This is a genomic window from Marivirga sp. (assembly GCF_051117495.1).
Classification (GTDB): Bacteria; Bacteroidota; Bacteroidia; order Cytophagales; family Cyclobacteriaceae; genus Marivirga.
Genome location: NZ_JBNPEF010000008.1, coordinates 1 through 20,095 on the forward strand (window position 1 = coordinate 1; position 20,095 = coordinate 20,095).

The window sequence follows — 20,095 nt, forward strand, 5'->3', positions numbered from 1 at the left end:
ATCGAAATATGGTATAACAGAAGAAGAAAACACAGCTATTTAGGATATTTATCACCTGAACAATTTAATGAAAATAATTATTCAAAATGCGCTTAATTATTTGTCCAGTTTTTTGTTGCAAGTCCAGGTCATGCAACATTAAAGTAACTCAAAAATTTCCTTTGCGTGGCCTCTGCGAGAGTTGCCTCAAGCCTTTGGCTTGTTAGAAACCCCTCCCTAGTCTAAGCGTCTCGCTTAGACTTTGCTTGGCTCATACAAGGGAATTTGTGCTTGGTCCAAGCGAGACGCTTGTACCAGTGTAGCGTAGGTCTTTATTGAAAGATGATCTTTTTGACTTTTTCTTGGCCTTGGTGACGGAAACGCAAGAAATAAATGCCAGGACTTAGGCTTTCTCTTTGGATTTGGATTTCGTTGTAACCAGCCTCTAAATCATAATTGAATATTTTGACTTGTCTGCCGTTGCTGTCTTCCATACTGATGATCAGTTGATCAGTATTAGGCGTGATCACTGGAATGGTAAATTGAGTAAGCGCTGGATTTGGATAAATATCCATTACCTTAAAGCCGCTTTCCAAATTGGTGCAAATCCTGTTGTTTTGTTGATTACTATCTACATATTCACCGCTTTTTGGGGATGCACTGATGCAAATTTTTGACAAGCCCCTAATTTGCTCCTCCGTTAGTTTTAAGCTCAATGAAAAGTTTCGGTTACTTTCGGGATAAAGTGCAGTTTCCAAACTTTCGGTAACCGAATAGCTTCCTAAATCAACAGACAAATCAATTCTTTCGGGTACCAATGAGCCTCTATTGCTGACGTTTAAAACAAAAGTGGTGAATTCATCATCTTTATTGATTCTTAAATTGCTTAATGCGACATCTAAATTGGGCTCTCTAACCCTGATTTGCTCGTAATGTTCATCGCTACAGCCGGCTTCGTTGGTGAGTATGAGACCTAGGAGATAGGTGCCGGGTTGTTGGATGGTATAGTTTAGTTCTGGGCTGGTGGAGATAGTGTCGTTGTCTAACAACCATACGTATGATGAGCCGGTCTGACTATCGTCTGACCTTGTTTCGGTAGTTTCACTGGCCGGTCTGACTGTCGTCTGACCTACTGATTGTGCGTTGAGGCTGAGGATAAAGGGGTAGGCTCCGATGTTTTGGGTGAGTTCGAAGAAGGCTGTTGGTGCAGGGGAAATACTGATTTCCTTGCTTATGCTTTGCATACAACCGCCTTGGGTTTCTACTTGAAGGCTGAGGAGATAGTCTCCACTATCCTCAAAAATGTACTGCGGCCGGGCATCGGTGGATATCACTTCCCCATCAATACTCCAGTTATATTTTTTCAAATTATTCCCTTTTAAATCCGTTAAATTTTCAAACTCCACGGCTTCCCCAGCACAGGCTGTTCCCCAAGCAAAATCCGGTTCGGGCAATTCGTTGATGGTGAAGCTTTTCGTAATGGCATTGCTGCAAAGATTCTCATTCTCTTGTCGGTAAGTCAGCTGATAGTTACCGGCCTCATTGAATAAATATGAGAAATTCTCGCTTTGGCTGCTCTGCAAAATATCTCCTTGGGCATTTTGCAATTCCCAAAAATGAGCAGTGATATTGGCCGTATTTTGAGGGGTGAACAATCGGGTTTCGTTGATGCAGCTGTTTTCAAATTCGAAATCGGGTTCTGGCAATGCATTGACCATGATGGTTTGGGTGGTATCGGTGGTACAGCCATCAGAGGTGGTGACTTGCAATCGGACATTATAAGAGCCGGAAGCAGGGAAAGCAAAAGTAGGATTGGCCTCCGTGGAAACATCCGTTTGGGTGCCGGAAACGCCAAAATCCCAGAAATAATCGGTGATATTGGAAACTGCGATATTCACCTGTTCGCTAAATTGAACGGGCTGGTTGGCACATGCCACTTCCGCCTCAAAAGCCACTGATGCTAAAGGTTGAATGTTGACATCCTGCGAGATGGTAAAGTCACATCCGTTGGAGGTAAGGGCGGTTAATTGTACATTATAGGTACCGGCCGTATCGTAAAGATGGCTTGGATTTGTTTGGGTTGACTGCGTGCCATCCCCAAAATCCCATTGGAAACTTTCCAGAAAGTCGCCTTGACTAGTATTTTCAAACTGGAGGATTTCGCCCAAGCAATTATTGGCTACCTGAAAAGCCACTATTGGTCCCGGATTGACTGAAATCGTATCGGTTTTCTCCACTTTACAACCGGCCATATTAATGCTTTGTGTTACAATATATTCGCCTGCTTCCTGGTAAATATGCTCTGGGTTTTCTTCCGTGCTAGTGTTACCATCGCCAAAATCCCAGGAAAAAGTTGCTTCCGTTGGAAGGTTGGCCAAATTTTCAAATACTATAGGCTTTTGTGAACAAACACTGCCTTGAGCACTGGCCTGAAAATCGGGAATTGGTTCTTCAAACACTCTAATTGAATCCATAAAAAGATTGTTACAGCCACTGGTATCTGTCACGCTTAATTTAACAGCATAGGTTCCTGCAGAAGCAAAAGTATGATTGGGATTAGCCTCCGTGCTTGTCTCACCATCCCCAAAGTCCCATTGATAGTTGTTAAGCTCGGCTGTGCTTTGACTTTCAAATTGAATGGCATTAGCAATACATAAATTAGCACCTGTGGTAAAAGTGATGTCAGGTGCTTGATTTTCTGTTACAGTAATTTCTTTGGTGATGGAGGCTGAATTTCCGTTGGGGTGGTAGGCGGTTAGGGTGATGGGGTAGGTGCCGGGTTGGGAGAAATTTAATATTGGTGATAAAATATTAGAAAAAGAACGAGAGGCTGAACAAATATTTCCAAATTCATATTTAAGTAACTTGGATTGACCAAAATTCATTGTAAAGCCAATCCATTTAGAATTGTCCTTTACTAATTGAACATTGGAATTATCTGTTGTTGGAATAACATCTACGGTTCCCAAATTTTCCATTAAAGGCATAAGACTCACATTTTCACCAAAACTAAATCTTATCAAATCACCAGATCTATATTGGATAAATGAATAAAAATTTTCATCTGATTTGATTAATTGAAGGCCTGCAGGTGATATTAGATTTAATGAAGACACGTCAAATTGTTGGATATTAGGAGGTGATAAAAGATCCGCACCAAATTCTAAATAATAAACATTACTATTTCCAAAAGACGATAAAACTCCAACATAATCACCATTATCTTTTATTATATCGAGACCCCATAGCCTATTACTGTTTGGAACGCTAATATTGGTTGCTGTTGCAATATTGTTAATAGAACTTCCAAAATTAAGCCTAGTAATTTTAGTGCCATTCATTACAAATCCTAAAATCGTATCGGAATGCTGGCTTATCATTATTCCTTCAGGATTATTAATGGTACCAAAATTAGTGAGACTTGCAACAGTCGGTGTATTTGAAAGCGAACTCCCAAATGATAATTTAATGATATCATTCGAATCAGTATTGGCAACTAACCCAAACCAATCATCATTCTCTTTAATAAAATCAATGGCTACTGGACCATTAAATAGCCCATCAATGTTACCAAGATTGCTTATAGTTGGTATTGAAGAAGGATTATCTCCAAATTCTAAACGATAAAATTCATCACTAATCCTGTCAAATGTAAAGCCAAAATAATTATTACCACTCCTTATTAATCGGAATGCAATAGTATTATTAAAATCAAAACCTAATAGTTCTACTCCATTTTTGGGTAATTCTTTTAAGTCATTGGTACAAAAGTCCCATTCAACACTAGCTATATTTACAGATTTGTTTTCTAATTTAAATTGCTCCTCTAAACAAATTTCAGAAGGTAAATTGAAATCAGACGTAGGTGATTCTGATGCTTTGACCTCTATTGATCTTTGCGCATTAAAAAGACAATTATTGTCAGTTGTAATCTCTAAATTGACAGTATAGCTCCCTTGGGTTAAAGTATAAGTAGTCGTATCTGTAGTTTGAATATCTCCATCAATATTCCAACTATAGTTAAGGTTTTGGGTACTGTCAAAATCATTGTTCCAATCAATTCCTAAATCAAAAGGTAAGTTTTCAATTGCTTCAGTTAAGTGAATACTGTCCACCACTTGTTCAAAAATTTGAATGTTTTGGGTAGTTGTGTTTTCACAGCCACTGGCATTGCTTACACTTAGTTCCACTGTAAAATCTCCAGCATTATTATAAGTAACTTGTGGGTTTTCTTCAGTACTGCTCTCCCCATTCCCAAAATCCCATTGGTAACCCGTGATATTAGCACCTGTACTTAAATTGGTAAATTGAATAGCCTGACCTAAACAATTTTTATCATATTCAAAATTCGGTTGTGGGCCGTTTATGATATCCAATGTGAATTGATAAGTCTCAACACAACCTAAAACATTGGCCTCTAGCGTAATGGTCTTGGTTCCGGAACTTTCAAAAGTAAAGCTGGGGTTTTCGACTGTACTGCTGCCCTCCCCATTAAAATCCCAAGACCACTGTATATTTTCTCCATAATCAAAAGGGGTGATATTGTTGAAATCAATAGCCTCAAAAGTACAGTATTCAGTACTAGTAGTTGTAAACTCAGGCTGGGGCTCAGGTAAAATAGCTATAGTATCATAAAAAATATTGGGACAGCCTGCTGCACTTTCAATTTCCAAATTGATAAAAAATTCTCCATCAGTGGCATATTGATGCGTGGGTGAAATATCAGTACTTGAGTTGCTATCTCCAAAATCCCAGTTGTAGCTTGAAATGTCATCTGTGGTATTGAAGCTGAAAGTTATATTGTCTGCTATACAATAAGCAGGTTCAAGAAATATTTCCCCCAAAGGAGCTTCATTGGAAGAAATTGTTAATTCTTTTGTAATGTTTGAATAGTTCCCGTCTGAATTTAGCGCTGTTAATGATATAAATGTTTGTCCAGATTGACTAATTGATAATAAAGGGCTCTCTAAAGATGAAACTGGGTTCTCTAAATTGCAATCACTTGGGAAATCAATTCGATAAATTTTATTACCAAAATTTGCGTTAAAACCAACCCACTGAGAATTAACTTTAACAAAATCTAGACCCCAGTTTCTATTATCAGAATAAATATTTCCGAAATCCAATGCTGAGGCAGGATTACTATAATCATTTCCGAAATGAAATTTATACAAAGGACCATTTCTTGATTGGACGAATACGTAAGCGCTATCTAATTCTTTCACAATTTTTAGTCCTCCAGGATCATTCATACTAATGCCTGCAGGAGTGCTTACATCAGAATAAGTTGGTGAATTTGAAATACTTGTTCCAAAATTCACTCTATATAATCTTTGGTTACTTCTTGATACCAAAAAGCCATACCAATCGTTATTTTCTTTTTTGATATCTATAGATGTCAGAGTATTTGCGCCCGAAACAACAAATTCATCTATTAATGGTGCAGATGTTATATCAGTACCAAAATTTAATCTTAAATAAGGATATTCTCCGTTTGCATTATTAATGATAAAAGCAAAAATATTATCTGAATCAACCACGATTTTAACATCCATAGGTAAATTAAGATTTAATGAATTAGAAATATCAGTTATGTTAGGAGTTGACTCCAACGAATTACCAAATTCTAGTAAGTAAAGTTTATTACTGCCATAACCTGTTACGAGCCCATACCAATTCTCACCTATTTTTTTAATATCTATACCAGATGGATTATTTAGAATTGAAGTTCCGCCTAAGTCATTGTAAATAGGAGTATTTTTGGGATTTTCACCAAAATCCAATCTGTATATTTTGTTGGTAGTACGACCAGCTACAAAACCATAAAATAAGCCACTATTTTCAAGCATTTTTACATGGAAAGGAGAACCATAATTATTCGACTCTAAACCTTGGGCTTGAGGAGCCAAATCCAAATTATCATAAGAACAAAAATCCCATTCGTAGCTTACAGCATTTGTTGAAGTATTTTCCAATAAAAATTGCTCCTCTAAACAGACTTCGGCAGGCATATTAAAATCAGCATTAACTTGAGCAGTTAATTTATTGACTAGTAGAAAAAATAAAAATACTAAGAAATAGCGCATTTAACTTTTAAAAATTGTAATCCATTCATTAATATAACTATTGATATTTCTTTCTCTTAATCCAATTGTCCTTATTTTGGTTCTTGAAATAGTAGAAAGATTCTCAATTTTACTCAATGTTATCTCCTCAATGGTATTAAAAACACCTCCAATATTTTCTTCCTCAGCTAAAATATAATCATCTGATATCCCAAATGGAATCAATGTTGGTAATCCACAAGCCCAATATTCTCCATTTTTGATAGGGGATGAGAACCTTCTACTTTGAATTGGTCTAATACCACAAAAACCAATATCAGCTGCAGATAAATATTTACTTACTTCTTCTTTTTCTAAGTAGTTAGAATATACTTTTTGCTGTGAGATATTAAATTGATTTAGCTTATGTTTTATCAACTCTTGAGGATGATTAGTGAATAAAAAAAAATGAAATTTATTTGAATCAAGCATTAGACAATGTTTGAAAAAATTAAAAAGTTCTTCTTCCATATACATCCCTCCAATTTTTCCTAGATAAACAATAACAATTTGGTCATTTTTTATTTTTAATTCTGACCTTATTTGAGTTCGCGATTCTTCGTTAAAATTGTACTCTTCCATATTAATACATGAGGGAATTGTATGAATATGATTTTCTATACCATTTTGATTCAGTAAATTTTTATAAGCTGAAGTAGCAGTAATAATATGTTGAGCATGTTTTGCAATTGGGATTTCCATCTTTTTTAAAAACCGATATTCCCAACTTGATTTTTGCCAAACACCTGATTCTAACATATAATCTGCATGAGGTTCAAAAGTATGGATGATGTGAGGCTTATTTGATAATTTGCTTAAATAGTGGCCAATTACTGCTCCGGGAAACCCTTCGGAAAAAATCTTAGTTGCTTTAAATTTACTAATTAGATTTAAGCAATAAATTAAGCCAAAAGTAAAATCAAAAATTTTCTTAATCGGTTTAAAAGAGCCCGAGTGCCAAGTAGTCCTTCTCCAGCTAATATGATAATTTACTAAATCATCTTCGATTTTTTTAATCTGATTTTTTGAAAGTGGAAATTGCTTTTGTTCCCAGGTAAGCAATACATATTTAAGGTTTTCATCTTGAACTGCCTTTAGGTAAGGTAATACAGCCGATTGAAAAACAGGATCTTTAAAACTATAATAAGCAAAAACAAATATTGTACTTTTCAAAATTCAGAAAATGCTTTTAATGGCATTAATTGGCTGTATGTTCCTCAAATAAGCTAAAAACATTGCTCTTTTATAACGGTATTGGTAGGTATTGATTAATTCAATGTCAATTTCATCCCAATTTTTAATTCTTTTTTCTATAAACCGATAACTGTTCTCTAATTCTTTCAGTTTACTCATTGCAGAATTAGGAGTGTCTCTATAATATAGAACAGGGTCCTTTGTATATGCATATTCGCCACCTTCTCTTGCTAATTGTAAATAAAAATATAAATCTTCACTGTGTGTTAATTGAGTTTCAAACTGATAGTTTTTCCCAGTTATCCTTTTTACCATCCATGTCAATCCTAAAAAGCTATTACCACTCAAACTTACTAAATCCCTCATAGGATTCCCGTTAAACTTTGGCAACCACTCTTGATTAATGGTATTGAGGCTTTCATTCATTTTAAATACTTTTCCATCGACAAAATGAATTTTTGGATTATTATTGAATATAGTGATTCTGCTTTTTAGACTATTTGGTGTTAAAATATCATCTGAATCAAGAAAACAGAAAAATTGTCCTTTCATTTTGGATAATCCAAAATTTCTTGCTGCACTTACCCCTTTATTATTTTGTTCCAAATAGCGTATACGGGGGTCTTTAAAACTTAAAGCAATATCTTTTGATTGATCATAACTTCCATCGTTGATTAAAAGTAACTCCCAATCATCAAAACTTTGTTTCAAAACAGAGTAAATAGAAGCTTCAATATATTTCTCTGATTGAAAAAAAGGAGTAATTATAGATATCAATTTATATGATTATTAATTTCATTTGCCAAAAGTGCTACTTGGTTGGAGCGATGAAAATAATTAACCTGATTCTTTTTTACACCATTTTTTACCTTGCCAGTTTTAACAAATTCAATATATGATTTATTTAGAAAATTTGTTACATCATCAGAAGATGCTGTTACTAACCCAGCATTTAACCTTTTAGCTACTTCATCATTTTCTGAATTATTACTTGGGGCTAAAATAATTGGTTTATTTAAAGCTATGTAATCAAAAAGTTTCACAAAAAAACTTCCATTATCCTCAATCAAATTTGGAAGAATAAATAAACTTGCGTTTTCATGAACGTACTGAATAAGCTTTTTCTTAGGCATGTAGTTTATAACTTTGATATAACGGTTGTCTAATTTTGACTGAAATATGTCAATTCCATTAAAGTCATTTACTTTTTTAATCCCTATCAAAAGTAACTCAAAATCGTTTATCCCCTTGTGGCAATTAAGAAAATTTTGTATCCCTTTTAAAATTACTTCAAAATTTTGGTAAGGGTACATTCTGCCAAAATATGCTAAAGTAAATTTCTTTGTTGATATTGGCTCAAAAACACTATCTATTTCATGACCATTAGTTACTTTTACACCATTTTTACCTGATAATTTAGATAAATAATCTATCCACACATTACTAGTTGTAGAAAAGAAAAGACAAGGTTTCATCCATTTTTTCCAATAAAATTTAATGAGATTATCCTGAAATTTTTTCTTAAAACTTGGTTTATAAGATGTAGTTATCATTTGATTATCCCATAAATCTCTAAAGTCTAATATATAGGGAATATTAAACTGTTTATTTAATTCATACGATAGTTTAATGTGATAATGAGGATTAAAAATAGACAAAATACAATCATATTGATTAAATTTTAAATGATTCAAAAGAAATGTCTTAAACATTTTATAACTATTCAATAAATGCATTTCAAAATCACCAGATAACCAATGAGAAAATGTGGTTAGTGTAGATGGTGAATTATTTTCTTGAGGTCTTGGCAAACGAATAACCTTGTAGTGTTTATAATCTTCAACTAGTACCTCTTCATCTACATTATGATAAATCCATCCGTCTTCATTATCCAGTTCCCATCTGTGCGTAATTAAAGTTGGGTAGATGTCACTTTCGAAAAAATAATCACAATATGCTTTAGCACGATAAGAAGCTACCACATCCATAGGAAGTGCATGATAGGAAATGAGTAGTACTTTCTTCTTAGCCAACTATATTCTTTTTATTTTTAATAAATTTTTAATCCTATGTTTAAGTCTTACTGTAAAACTATTTATTGAAATATTTTCTCTCGTAGCAAAGAAAGTCTGTAGTATATTTGGATTAAAATTAGACCTAATACCTAAAACAATATATATATTTCCTACCCTTGTAATATCTTTTATATCAATATATCGAAAGTATCTTTTTTTAATTTGCCTCTCCGTTAAAAACCATCTGACGTGACTTTCTTCATCAAAATTTGGAACACTAAAAATAATATTAGATCCAGCTTTAATATTATTTAAGACTTTATAATCATCTTTAATATGTTCTAAAACCTCAGTACAAATAATAAAATTATATTCTTTCTCAAAAGATTTCTTCTCAAGTGCATTTCCAACAAAAAAATCGAGATCTATTCTGTTCTTTGCAATTTCTATTGCTTTTGCACTGAAATCAAAACCACAATAGTATTGATATCCTTCATCAGAGAGATATTCAGCTAATTGACCAGTGCCACAGCCAACTTCAAGAAGTTTTGGTTTATCAAACTTTTTAAGGTATTTAATAATTTGTGTCCAATGAACATAATACCATGAATTTTTGTAATGATTTTGATAATCTAATTCAGAACTGAACTTCTGATCATAAAAAGACTCGCTTTTTTCAACCCCCATTTATTAATAGTTTTTCTATTTTATTTATTAGTTTGTTATATGTGTTTTGGTTGGCAAAATCTATTCTCGAATTTCTTAAATCATTCTTATTCCAATATTCTAAATTGCTCTTAACTTCATCTAATTCTGATATAAACTCTTTTTTATTTTGAATCATTTTAATCAAACCTTTTGCTGATAATTTAGAATATTCTTCTGTCCAACTTGATACTATCATTTTTCCCGAACCCAGGTATTCCATCATTTTATGTGGATTAGCTAATTGTTCAGGAAATTTTTCATATTGATATAATATCATCAATAAATCCATACTTTCATAAAAGGATGGTAAATCATTAGCTGGTAATTTACCATAATAATAAAAGTTTTGACTGTTATAAATATTTGGAAAACTGGCTTTTGACTTCCATTGACCAGCAAAATGAAAATCTACATTAGGAAAAACCCTGATTAATTTGTCAATCAATTCCCAATCAATATACTGAATGTCTAGATTACCTGTATAGCCAAAATTTATTATACTATTACCTTTTAATTTAAGTGGCTTTACTTTGTCAACTATCTTATTATAACCATGGCCTATATTATAACTATTAGAATTAAATTTCCTCTGCATTTCAACTATGTTGAATGAAGACGCAAAACATAAATCTGCTGTTATAGAAGCATTTTGAAATTCAAAATCTTGATTCCAATCTACTATATGAGAAATTCGATAAACAGATTTTGGCAGAAGAGATAAATCAAAAAATACTGAATTATCAAATGACCAAACTATATCAAATTGAACTTGACAAAGCTTTTGAATTTTTTGGAATTTTCTTGCTATTAATCTCTTTTGAATAAAATTTGGGAGAACCCTTAGCCCTTTTATAAAACCTGTATAATTAACAGAATATAAATTTTCAAAATCTGTTAATGTATATTCATTTACATCTGAAGGAGGGTTTAAGAAAAATACTTTATTTCCTCTTTTTGCTAGATGAGTTGCATAATGATGTTTTGAAACAAAAATATGATTCCATGGCTCAGGAGAAATAATTAGAATGTTTTTATACTTCAATTCCACTTAAAATAATCTTTTAAGTTTATTAAAGATAAAATTTTTAAATTGAAATGCTTTTAACTCATTAGCACTTATAGGTATTCCATCTTCAATTTTCCTAAACTTTAATATTCCCTCTTCATACAATTTATGATCATAATACTGGATTTTTTTAATACTATTTAATTCTTCAGCATTAAGAATTACTTTTTCCGAATCACTAGTTTTATTCCCAATCAGGTAATAAGGGGTTTTCCAGAAAAGTTGTTTTTTGAAAATTAATATTGATTTATCAAATTCCTCGGTAAGACCAATAAATGAGTACTCACTTAGATTTTTAACGGCTCTTAAGTAATCATTTTCATTAATTTTTTTAAATTGATTTTTTTCGGTCTCTAAGCCATTTACCAGATCTTCATTAGATGCTAAAAATCTAGTCTGTAAATTTGATAATCCATATTCATCAAGAAATTCTGCCACTTCTAGAGCACTGGAACATTTTCTTGAAACTTCATGCCATTTATTATTTGGGTTTTTTCTAATTTGATAATAGGTGGAAAGTAATTGTTCTGTGGGATTCCTTAAAAAAACAATCTTTTTATTATTAAAGGATTTTCTTTCAAGAAATTGAGCACAATGACCACTGATTATTTCGAAAGAATTTTGAAAATCAGCATTCATTTCATTAAATCGTTTTATATCCCTTGATAAATTAGTATCCGATATATTATAAATTGCGTTTCTATATTGCCTATTTAAAATATACCTAAATGATGCACCTGCTGTTTTGGGAATATGATTAAATATTATCATAATTTGCATTAAATCTTTTCGGCCTCAACTAAAAAAACACAGGCATCTCTATTTCTATAAGATTTAAGTGACTTGGACTTATTTTCAAGACTATTTGCAACATATATAAAAAACTGCATTATAATTATGAAACATTTACCCCAATACCGTTTTAATGGAAAAGAAAGTAAAACTGCATCTTGAAACAATTGAATGGATGTTGATAGTAAACCCATAATTCCATTAATTTTTATGACCTTAAATCCGGCTCTTGTTAATTCATCTGTTAAGCCTTGAACCGTCCATCTCCAATAATCTCCAGGATCAGGGTGAAAAATCCAATACCCATGGGTAGAAAGCACTAAGTTTCCATTAGGCTTTAATATCCTTCTGCATTCTTTTAAATACTTTTGGACATGCTGAACGTGCTCAAGAACTTGAATAGAGATTACAACATCTGCAAAGTTTTCTTCTAATTTACTTTTACCAGTTTCCAAGTCAATTTCGTAATCAGCATTTTTATTGCCGGGAATATCTACTCCAATGTATTTTGTGAATTCATTTGAAAAAATTTCCTTGTAGGGCTTTTCTCCACATCCTAAATCTACAATTGTTAATTCTTGTGCACTCTTTTGATACTTTTTAAAGGAATTAGTAATGCCATCTCTTAATAGTTTTAAATGTATAAACCTAGAATTATAGACTTTTGGTTTTATTCTATCTTTGCCAGAATGATTTCTACCTTCTTTGTACTTTATCATCTAACTTTTTAAATTCATCAATTAAAAATTGTGAGTATTTGGTATGGTTAATATTTGAATTAAATCTTTCTTTAATTCTATTCGATATATAGGTTGAATCAAAATTAGTTTTTAATCCTCTTAATAAATTATTTCTAATATAAAGGTCATTGCTATTTTTAGGAATGAGTATCCCAGAATATCTATCTACAATTTCAGGAATACCAGATACCTCCTTGGCATAAATTGGAATACCAAACATCATAGCCTCCATTATTGAAACTGGCAGTCCTTCTGATTCGCTTAGTGAAACAAATAAATCTACTTGGACTTGCGAATAGAATTCTAGGATCTTCTGATTATCAGTTTCACCTTTCAATTCAAATTTGATGTTTGAAGGTAAATCTTGACACTTTTCAATTAAGTTACTCATTAAAGGTCCTTCTCCAAAATGGATCCATTTGATATCAATATTAATTTGTTTAAGTATATCTACAATCTGCAGTACTTTTTTATGTTTCACAACTCTGGAGCATGAGACAATAACATTTGAATTAGTTTTAACTTTATCTTCAATCTTTACAATGTCTATACCTAGATAGTGGAGCTTTATTTTGCTGTGATATTTTTTGCTTATTTCAGATAATAAATATTTTTTTCCATGATTACTGATGGGATTTAAATAATTAAGATGCCTCAACTTATATTCTCGAAAAGGAACTACTTTTTCATATAACTCTTCATCATACAAGTCAAATCGATGACATCTTGCAACTGCAAACTTCAAATAATTTGATTTTTTTAAACGTGATATTGAAATAGTAGAATTCACAAACCAGTAATCGTAATAAATTGCATTAAAGAGTTTATTCTCGATAATGAAATCTTTAAGTAATTCTTTTTTACTTAAATCCTCAATCGCAAAACCAACCAAGCTTTTCCAATATTTTAAGTAATAATATCTACGCTTAGAATGTATAAATGAATAAATAAAGATTTTTAATAAACTATTAAAATATTTGGAGATATTTAATGTATTTATTCTTTTATCTCTGTCTGAAAAAATATCAACAACCGTTACATTTTGTGGAAGCTTTCTAATGCCTTTTACTTTTTGATTAGGTAAAATAAATACTTTGTCAAAAACTTTCGATAGTATTGGTAATTCTGGTTCTAAAAATGCTTCCCCTTTTCCAAAGGGAAAATTTAAAGTAAATAATACTAATTTATTCAATTATTTTCTAAATATTTTTTTTATTGCTCTGTTCAAACGTCTTAGAAACCCATCTTCAGGAACCTTAGAGTTGCTACTATAATCGGTAGATTTCTTTTTTAAAATATAAAAATTATAATCTTCGGGTATTTTATAAATAGAGTATGCTTTAAATGATGATATGTATAGTGATGTATCCTTACAACATTGATGAATCCACGAAGGATATAATGATTGATCAATGATTTGTAATTGTTCAGGATGATTTTTTCTAACCCAATTTAAATAATTTGGATCCGGAATATGAATAAGCATAAAACCATCATCTAAAAGCAGATTATCTAATTTTTTAAAAAGATTTTCATGCGTTTCAAACGGTATATGTTCTAAAACATCTGGTAACAAAATACAATTAAATTTCTCTTCTAAATCTATATCAATTATATCACCCGTTACATAATGGATGTTCTTAAATTTTTCTAATCTTGATTTAGCAACTTCAATACTTTTAGAAGATATATCATTTGCCACTATTTTGGAATCTCTTTTTAAAAATAGGGCTGTTAATTCAGTTTGGGTACCTATGCCCGCACCTATTTCAAGAATTTTAGAATTTGGATTTAATCCATATTCCTCTAAAATCCTTTGGATTGAGAGATGTCTATGGTTGACTCCATTATTTATTTGTCTTTGTACAAAATCATCGTAAAATTTTTCTACTCCACCACTCATATTAAAATAACTTGAAATATATATTTAATTATATAGCTTAAAGATATGATGGTTGATGTTAAAACGAATTGCTTTGTGAAGTTTAAATTAATTAATTTTAATGCAAATGAAATTTTAAACCAATTGAAAAGAAAGTTTGAAAAAGTTAACCCTATAATCATTATAAAATAATCCTTTAAAATAATTCCTGGCAGAAGTCCTATTACTGAAACAATAAGAGTTATTAAATTAAATTTAAAGATTCGTGTCTCCTTTCTTAAAATTTGCAATATAGGGCCTTCAAATAACTTTATTATTTCAAACACTCCATTTCCCAATAGAACAACGCAAATAATTCCAGCAATTTCCCACTTTGGGCCAAATATAATGGGGAATAATATGTCTATGTAAATTATTAAGGGTATAAAAACTATAAGGGATCCAAAGATTAATAAATTAATAATTCTTTTGACGAAACTTGACCTATTAAACTCATCATTAAATCCACTAAGTTTTTCTAAAATAAGAGGACTAAGGGTATTTCGCAATAAAATAATTGGTAGATTAAACATTGAAGTTGCTAAAGCAAAACTTCCTACTAACTCTGGGTTAAAAAATATTGTTAGTGCGAAAATTGGTGCTTGTGAAACTAGTACTCCCAAGTATCTAGACGGTAATACAAACTTAGGATAAGCATCAAATTCTTTCATTGAAGATTTAATCTTTACCCAATTGATTTTTTTATAAATAATAAACCTCTCTTTTATAAATGTTTTATTGAAATTTAATAAAAAGGAGAATATTTTCCCTGTTACCTCCCCTAAAATAATTCCATAACTGTGAAATGTACTAAACATTCCAAGCCCTAAAGTGAATAATTTACTTGAAGATTGTCCAATCAATCCTACCACAGCGCTGTATTTAAATTGTCTTCTTCTTACGTTCCATTTTGGTTGTATTTGATTTAAGGAGTAAATGAGGGAACAAAAAGTGAGCAAAAAGATATTTCGATATACTAATTCTATGTCTAATATCGAGGAGTAGTTTAAAATTTCTTTAAATCCGATTAAACCAACTAAAAGTACTCCTGAAAGTAATGTAATCAATAAAATACATAATGTGTATAAGTTGTAAAATTTAGATTCATCTTTAACTATTATCAATACTGATTCATAAGAAAGACAACTTATTGTTGCAAAATTTATAGCAAAGGCATTTAAAACTGCAAAAAATCCATACGCTTGGGGATCATATATTCGTGTAATGATTGGTGTCAATAAAAAACCTATAACAATAATGATAACTCTAGAAGAAAGGAAATATGAAAAGTTTCTAGTAAAAGAGCCTTTAGTCTTAAAACTACTTAAGATTGCTTTTATCTCATTTTGTAATAATTTTAATTTTACCAATAATTTCGCAAATTATACTTAAGTAAAAATTGACTCTTTGTTACCATCAAAAAGACTTCTTTCTCGCTAGCTTCGGGCCTGAAAATATTTTTCAGTTTATTCCCTATAGCATGTCGAAAGTCCCCTTCCTTTTTATGGCCGATGATGTAGTTCTTGCCTAAGCCTTGTACGCTGATGGCGGTGTTGGTCATATTTTGTTTGGTTTCTCGCTAAGTTAAGGTTTATTGGTCGCTTGCGCTCCAAAATTCTCTCGCAGAGCCGCGGAGACGCAGAGTTTTACGCAACGTTAATTTTTGATTTCAGAAATTTTATTTCCTAAAAATATTAAAGCTAATCTTTTATTTATCAGGCTATTTTATATTTATCTCCGCGAGGCCTCTGCGAACTCAGCGGCTTGGCGAGAGTTGCCTCAAGCCTTCCCGATGAAAACGGGACAGGTTGGCTTGCATTTGTATTTTTTTTCGGCTTAGCCGAAAAAGGGTGAAAGCCTAAGGCTTTTTATTTTCTCGCTGAGCCGCGGAGACGCAGAGTTTTACGCAACGTTAAAATTAAAATATTCTCTGCGAGGCCTCTGCGTCTTTGCGGCTGCGAGAGTTGCCCTTCGGCTTAAGCCGAATAAAACTGGTTGCGTGAAATCATAAACCGTTGACTATTCTTTTGATGCCGTCTTTTAACATGTTTTCATTGAAATTCATGAGCAAACCTAACTTGATCCCACTTAACTTTAAATAAGTCAATAATTGCTTTTTATGAACTGCTTGTAATGACTCTACTGATTTTAGTTCTATAATTACTGTGTCTTCAACTATCAAGTCGGCTTTAAAGCCTAAATCCATTTGATGATTATCCCAATTTACTGCAATAATGGGTTGTCTTTTTACTTCAAGCCCCTCTTTTTCGAGTTCATAGCTAAGAACTTCTTCATATACTGATTCGAATAATCCTGGACCCAGCTTACTGTGGATGTTGAAACTACAATCGAGTATTTTTTGGGTGATGTCGTTCTCGGTCATTTTATCTTTGGGTTTTGGTTTTCTTGCTATTTAATCTCTCTTGGAAATGATTCTTCTGGTCGCTAGCGCTTTGAATTTTCTCGCGGAGCCGCGGAGACGCAGAGTTTTACGCAATGTTAAATGTCTTTTTTGATCTTATTTGGTTCTTGGCGTGTATCAAAAACGTCTGTAATCAAAATGTCATCATCTATTATAAAGTAAATGATTTTGCAATGACCACTAATTATGTATCTATGCCCTAAATTCTTAAAAGATAATAAAAGTTCTATTCTTCCAATTTTAGGATGGCCCTCAAGTTTGACAGTAGCATTTACAATTTCAGTTTGGATTTTAATGCCAACATCCTCCCCAGCAATTCTTTTATAAAATTTGACTAATTTTTCCAGTGCTTGAACAGATTGCTCAGACCAAAGAATCTTCATTTTACCAGCTTTCGGAAATTTTTAGAAGTTCTTCGGTTGTAAAGATTTTACCTTCTTTATAATCTTTTTCGGCTTTTTCAGAGCGTTGAATAATATCCTCCTCAGTTAAGTCTTGTAACTTCTCTTCTTCAAATATCAAGGCAATTTTATCTAAGATACTTTCATCCTTATGCTGTATAATTCTATTAATAAGTGATAGCTTTTTTGTTTGAATGTCCATGATAATAATTATTTATTTTTCTAATTTACTCAATTCAAATTACATCTCAATATTGAAACCAACTACTTTAACAATCTTGACAAGATTCCTTTCTTCAAAGGAATGACTATTTTTTTCTGATTGAGTGCTTTACATAATACAATCATTCTTGAAGGCCATTATATTACGCCTTTTCAGGGCTAATTGACACCTAGACTCCTTCCCTAGGGCTTCACCCTACGTTATGATAGGCCAACTTTTTAGGCTTCTTGGTTTTCAATGTTTAGCCCTAATTAGATTGAAGTTGGACGCTAACTAGAAATACGACCGAGTATTTGTCTTCCTAATTCTTAATTCTAAAATTATTAAATACTAATTATCTACGGCTCCGCCCTTTCAGTCCCATTGCTGGAACTTAGCTTGCAAGTTGTAAAGTGCTGAAGTTTGGAGGTATTGAAGTCTCCAAACATAGTCTTGGCAGCTGTTTCAAGCGTCCGCTAGGAACTATCTCTTTCAAGTAACTCTGGGCACCTCACCTAATTATAAGCAGAAAATCCCTAATTACTTTTCTACTTTAGCGATTAGACGGTTTCAACCGTCAAACCGCACTAGCGGTGTTTTTTATCTTGAATCTAGATTCTAGCATCTAGGCTCTCCATTAAAAATGATACTTTCCGCTCTTTTCTTCCTCATCCTTTCCTACTTTCTTCACCTTGGCTTTGCTTACTTCTGCTTTTAAGCTTAAGCCCAGGCTTTCAATATATACAATTACTTTGTCTTTCTGCTCTAATATTACTTTACCTTCCTGTCCTTTCATACCTCCGTGCTGTATTTGCACCATATCACCTTTTTCAATTGGCTCTACGCTCACTTCCTCATATTCTCCTAACAAATTTTGTATGGCCTCAATTTCCTTGGGTCGAATTTTGGCATCTGCTCCTAAATGACGTACGAAATTCACTACTCCAGGAGTTTGCAATATCTTCAATCGCTCATGATCATCTTGAAACTTAACAAATACATAAGAAGGGAAAACAGCAACTTTTACTTTCTTTTTTCTATCGGACCATTGCCTTAGCACCGTTTGGGTAGGGCAATAGACTTCTATCCGTTGTTCGGTAAGCCTATCCGCAACTTTTTTCTCCATTCTGGATTTCGTGTAAATGGCAAACCAATATTCCATAAATTTTAATATATTATCCAAAATTAATGCTTCTCACACTTTATAAAAAGGAATTTTCGTGATTTCGATAAAGATTGGAAGATGGAAGATGGAAGCCCCCTACCCCCCAATGGCGGAACCAATACAATTAAGTTAAGAAGATTTCAGTTTTTCGCTTTAGCGAAAAACCTTTTGTTTTCTTTTGTACCTATTGTGGTTAAAAAAATCTATTTTAATCTGTTCAAAGCTTAGCAAGTTTTTACCACAAAAGAAACAGCAGAACACAAAGTAAAATAACTAAGGTTATTTTTCAAGGAGTGTATTAAAATATAGGGCTTCAAATCTTAACTTAATAGCACTGATGGGGGAACTGGGGTGGCGGAAGTTCAGAAGTTGGAAGATCGAAGTATGGAAGAGTTTTCTAGCTCATTGATACAAATAGATAACCAAAGACCAAAAAAGAAAGACGTCTTGAATCTAGAATCTTTTTTCTTGAATCTCCTCAAACAATATCCGCCATTACTTTTTCTACTCTTTTGAAGTAAAGCAGTCCCGTGATGAATAACAAAATGACAATACTGAAAGAAAAATAGGCAAAAATACTCGGTGGGTCACCGCCTAGCAAACTCCATCTGAAACCCTCTACCACACCCGCCATCGGATTTGCATAATAGACAAAGGAAGCCCATTCAGGAATTCTATTGAAAACATCTTTTGCTTGATAACCTACAGGGGTCGCATATAAACCAAACTGTACTAAAAAGGGGACTACGTGCTGAAAATCCCGGTAGCGAATAGTCAAAGCGCTTAGCCAAATACCCACTGCCAAGGCTGAAATAATGGTTAATATGATAAATATGGGGAGATAAATAATATTAGCTGATGGAATAAATCCATAATAGATCATCAAAATCACGACAAATACTAAGGCTATGGCAAAATCTACAAAGCCCACTAATGCTTTTGATAAGGGAATTACCAACCGAGGAAAATAGATTTTCTTCACCATTTCCTGGGCACCAATAATAGAATTACCTGATTGATTCAATACGAAAGAAAAATAGGACCAGGAAGCCATTCCGCATACAGCAAAGAGCGGGTATGGAATTCCACCCGTGTCAACTTGTGCAACTCTTCCGAATACTACTGTAAAAATCACTAGCGTAGCCAATGGCTGAATAAAGGCCCAAGCTAAGCCCAGAAAAGTTTGTGCATATCGCACTCTTAAATCACGGTAAGCCAAAATGTAGAACAAATCCCTATAAGCCCACAATTCTTTCAAATTGATGTGCCATTTGGGTTTGGATGAGTCCACTACTAGTTTTTCCATGCTGCTTGGGAATGATATTCCGGGTTTTCAATTAATTTACAAATATAGGGGAAAGAGTTAGAAGTTGGAAGGCAGAAGTA

General features: G+C 32.6%; 17 protein-coding genes. 1 reads left to right on the top strand and 16 read right to left on the bottom strand.

Annotated features, from left to right (window positions below; genetic code table 11):
- Positions 1-6 precede the first annotated feature (6 nt).
- On the top strand, positions 7-96 hold the full coding sequence (locus tag ACFE0M_RS05265) for an IS3 family transposase (RefSeq protein WP_434544788.1): 90 nt from the start codon (positions 7-9) through the stop codon (positions 94-96).
- Positions 97-311: 215 nt separating this feature from the next.
- On the opposite strand, the gene ACFE0M_RS05270 is transcribed toward ACFE0M_RS05265, so the two are convergent.
- The 16 genes from ACFE0M_RS05270 to ACFE0M_RS05345 form a co-directional block, all read right to left on the bottom strand.
- Positions 312-6,065, bottom strand: a complete 5,754-nt coding sequence (locus ACFE0M_RS05270; protein ID WP_434544701.1) for a PKD domain-containing protein — start codon at positions 6,063-6,065, stop codon at positions 312-314.
- On the bottom strand, positions 6,066-7,256 hold the full coding sequence (locus ACFE0M_RS05275) for a hypothetical protein (RefSeq protein ID WP_434544702.1): 1,191 nt from the start codon (positions 7,254-7,256) through the stop codon (positions 6,066-6,068).
- A 3-nt stretch (positions 7,257-7,259) separates the two neighbouring features.
- Entirely contained in the window at positions 7,260-8,054 is a 795-nt protein-coding gene (locus tag ACFE0M_RS05280) for a glycosyltransferase family A protein (RefSeq protein ID WP_434544703.1), read from the bottom strand.
- Positions 8,051-9,310 (bottom strand): hypothetical protein, encoded by a 1,260-nt coding sequence (locus tag ACFE0M_RS05285; protein WP_434544704.1) that lies wholly within the window; start codon positions 9,308-9,310, stop codon positions 8,051-8,053. The genes ACFE0M_RS05280 and ACFE0M_RS05285 overlap by 4 nt, the downstream gene beginning before the upstream one ends.
- Complete coding sequence (locus ACFE0M_RS05290; RefSeq protein ID WP_434544705.1) at positions 9,311-9,979, bottom strand: class I SAM-dependent methyltransferase; 669 nt, start codon at positions 9,977-9,979, stop codon at positions 9,311-9,313.
- The gene (locus ACFE0M_RS05295; protein ID WP_434544706.1) at positions 9,969-11,048 is read right to left on the bottom strand and encodes a hypothetical protein; all 1,080 of its coding nucleotides are present in this window, start codon (positions 11,046-11,048) and stop codon (positions 9,969-9,971) included. The genes ACFE0M_RS05290 and ACFE0M_RS05295 overlap by 11 nt, the downstream gene beginning before the upstream one ends.
- A complete protein-coding gene (locus ACFE0M_RS05300) occupies positions 11,049-11,837 on the bottom strand; it encodes a sulfotransferase family 2 domain-containing protein (RefSeq protein ID WP_434544707.1) in 789 nt (262 codons plus the stop codon). It abuts the gene before it with no gap.
- Between the two features lie 8 nt (positions 11,838-11,845).
- Positions 11,846-12,577, bottom strand: a complete 732-nt coding sequence (locus ACFE0M_RS05305; protein WP_434544708.1) for a class I SAM-dependent methyltransferase — start codon at positions 12,575-12,577, stop codon at positions 11,846-11,848.
- Positions 12,555-13,790 carry a glycosyltransferase gene (locus ACFE0M_RS05310; RefSeq protein ID WP_434544709.1) on the bottom strand — a complete coding sequence of 412 codons (1,236 nt, stop codon included), beginning with the start codon at positions 13,788-13,790 and terminating at the stop codon, positions 12,555-12,557. The genes ACFE0M_RS05305 and ACFE0M_RS05310 overlap by 23 nt, the downstream gene beginning before the upstream one ends.
- Entirely contained in the window at positions 13,791-14,501 is a 711-nt protein-coding gene (locus tag ACFE0M_RS05315) for an SAM-dependent methyltransferase (RefSeq protein ID WP_434544710.1), read from the bottom strand.
- Positions 14,498-15,889: a lipopolysaccharide biosynthesis protein gene (locus ACFE0M_RS05320; RefSeq protein ID WP_434544711.1), complete on the bottom strand. Its 1,392-nt coding sequence runs from the start codon at positions 15,887-15,889 to the stop codon at positions 14,498-14,500. Before ACFE0M_RS05320 ends, ACFE0M_RS05315 begins: the two co-directional genes overlap by 4 nt.
- Before the next feature lie 635 nt (positions 15,890-16,524).
- Positions 16,525-16,902, bottom strand: a complete 378-nt coding sequence (locus tag ACFE0M_RS05325; RefSeq protein ID WP_434544712.1) for a GxxExxY protein — start codon at positions 16,900-16,902, stop codon at positions 16,525-16,527.
- A gap of 116 nt (positions 16,903-17,018) precedes the next feature.
- A complete protein-coding gene (locus ACFE0M_RS05330) occupies positions 17,019-17,324 on the bottom strand; it encodes a type II toxin-antitoxin system RelE/ParE family toxin (protein ID WP_434544713.1) in 306 nt (101 codons plus the stop codon).
- 1 nt (position 17,325) lies between these two features.
- Positions 17,326-17,544 carry a hypothetical protein gene (locus ACFE0M_RS05335; RefSeq protein WP_434544714.1) on the bottom strand — a complete coding sequence of 73 codons (219 nt, stop codon included), beginning with the start codon at positions 17,542-17,544 and terminating at the stop codon, positions 17,326-17,328.
- Between the two features lie 637 nt (positions 17,545-18,181).
- On the bottom strand, positions 18,182-18,727 hold the full coding sequence (locus tag ACFE0M_RS05340) for a UpxY family transcription antiterminator (protein WP_434544715.1): 546 nt from the start codon (positions 18,725-18,727) through the stop codon (positions 18,182-18,184).
- Positions 18,728-19,187: 460 nt separating this feature from the next.
- On the bottom strand, positions 19,188-20,015 hold the full coding sequence (locus tag ACFE0M_RS05345) for an ABC transporter permease (protein ID WP_434544716.1): 828 nt from the start codon (positions 20,013-20,015) through the stop codon (positions 19,188-19,190).
- Between the last annotated feature and the right edge of the window lie 80 nt (positions 20,016-20,095).